This is a genomic window from Dietzia sp. B19 (assembly GCF_014145155.1).
GTDB classification, from domain to species: Bacteria; Actinomycetota; Actinomycetes; order Mycobacteriales; family Mycobacteriaceae; genus Dietzia; species Dietzia natronolimnaea.
Map to the genome: position 1 here is coordinate 1 of NZ_JAALED010000430.1, position 1811 is coordinate 1811.

2 protein-coding genes are annotated in these 1811 nt (G+C 69.1%); both read right to left on the minus strand.

Annotation, left to right across the window (positions count from 1 at the left end):
- Positions 1-75 precede the first annotated feature (75 nt).
- Entirely contained in the window at positions 76-585 is a 510-nt protein-coding gene (locus G6020_RS12180) for a DUF3145 domain-containing protein (RefSeq protein ID WP_179524986.1), read from the minus strand.
- 204 nt (positions 586-789) lie between these two features.
- Positions 790-1665: a serine hydrolase domain-containing protein gene (locus G6020_RS12185; RefSeq protein WP_179524985.1), complete on the minus strand. Its 876-nt coding sequence runs from the start codon at positions 1663-1665 to the stop codon at positions 790-792.
- Positions 1666-1811: the final 146 nt, after the last annotated feature.

The following is a 1811-nucleotide window of genomic DNA, read 5'->3' on the forward strand; positions in this document are numbered from 1 at the left end:
GAGAGGGTGCGGGCGTTCGTCGGCGAGTCGTCGTGAGTCGGGGATCGCCGACCGGAACCGGCCTGTCGGCGCTCGTCAGCCGACGCGGGAGAGCCAGGTGACCTCGGCAGCGGCGGGATGCCCGCGGAGCGGCTCCAGCGCGCGGTCCCATGCGGTGCCGAGTTCGGCGTCCACCGAGGCGTGGAACGCGGCGGGGCCTGCGGCCATGAGGTGCCGGAGCCTGTTCTCCCCGATCACCACGTCCCCGCTCGCGCCCGTCTGGCCTCGCCACATCCCGAGTTCCGGGGTGTGCGAGAAGCGTTCGCCGTCGACGAGGTCGCTCGGGTCCTCGGTGACCTCGAAGGCCAGCATCGACCACTTGGCCAGCGAATCGGCCAGGCGAGCACCGGTGCCGACCGGACCGATCCAGTCGACGATCGCCTTGCGGGCGCCCGGCTGGGCCGGCTGGTCCTCCCAACGCATGGCGGAGGACGCGTCGAGGGTGCTCGCGAGAGCCCACTCGACGTGAGGGCACAACGCGGTAGGCGCGGCATGGATGAACACCACGCCGGTCGTCGTATCCGCGAAATGGTTCAGATCAGACATCGCTTCACTCCCGACTCACTGAGGGACGTCTTCCCCAACGACCTCGCGATATCGTGTGAACGATGATTCGTATGTGGTTGTAGTACACAACTGTGCCTCAAGTGAACGAATTACACCAGCGACACTTCTGCATTCTCAGCAAAGTTACAGCACCGTAATCCCGCCGGTGTGAGTCCCCGGCGGCGTGTCGGCGAGGAGGGTGCGTCAGCCCCCGAGGGAGTCCTCCGGGCGGCTGCGACGGGTTGCGGCGTCCACCACCCTGTCCGACAACTCCGGCCACAGCGGTTTGGCCCAGTCCCCGAAGTCGCGGTCGGTGAGCACGACCAGGGCCGTCTCGATCTCGGGCTGCACCCACAGCAACGTGCCCGACTGTCCGAAGTGCCCGAAGGTCCCGGGAGAATTGTGCTGGCCGGTCCAGTGGGGATACTTGGCCTCCCGGAGTTCGAACCCCAGACCCCACGGACACGGTTTGTGCATTCCGTAACCGGGCACGACGCCGTCGAGGCCGCGGAACTGCTCGTTCACCGCCTCCTCCAGTGTCTCGGGCGCCAGGAGCCGCGGTGCCACGAGTTCGGTCGCGAAGGCGACCAGGTCGGCGAGGCTGGCCGAGGCGCCGTGTCCGGCCGAGCCCTCGAGCACCGTCGATCCCATCCCGAGCGGCTGACACACGGCCTCGGTGAGGTAGTCGGGGAAGGCGATCCCCGTGGCGTCGGCGATGTGGTCCGCGAGCACCTCGAAGCCGGCCGAGGAGTAGATGCGTCGCTCCCCCGGCCCGGCGCGCACCTTCCCGCGATCACTGAAGTCCAGACCGGATGCGTGGGCCAACAGGTGGCGGACGGTCGAGCCCTCGGGCCCGGCGGCCTCGTCGAGGGAGATCGCCTCCTCCTCGACAGCGAGGAGCGCGGCCACGGCCACTATCGGTTTGGTCACCGAGGCGAGACGGTAGACGCGGTCCTCGTCGCCACGCACGGCCAGGAGCCCCTCCGGACCGACGACCGCTGCCGAGACGTTGTCCACCGGCCAGTCCTCGACGGCCGCCAGGGCTGCGTCCAGCCGGTCTCGATCGAACTCGTCCGACATGTGATCCTCCCGGGTGATGTCAGATCGGGCCGTCGTCGGCCGGATCGTCTACAGCTGTGTGGTCAGTGTGTCAGCTCGGCGGTCACGTCCGCGGCACGTCGCGCCGACGGAACCCGACCAGCCCCGCGCCCACCAGGGCGACCGCC

What these genes read in the sequence shown, in the direction of transcription:
- G6020_RS12180 (WP_179524986.1), bottom strand. Translation starts at nt 585, where the DNA reads ATGTCTGATCTGAACCATTTCGCGGATACGACGACCGGCGTGGTGTTC.
- G6020_RS12185 (WP_179524985.1), bottom strand. Translation starts at nt 1,665, where the DNA reads ATGTCGGACGAGTTCGATCGAGACCGGCTGGACGCAGCCCTGGCGGCC.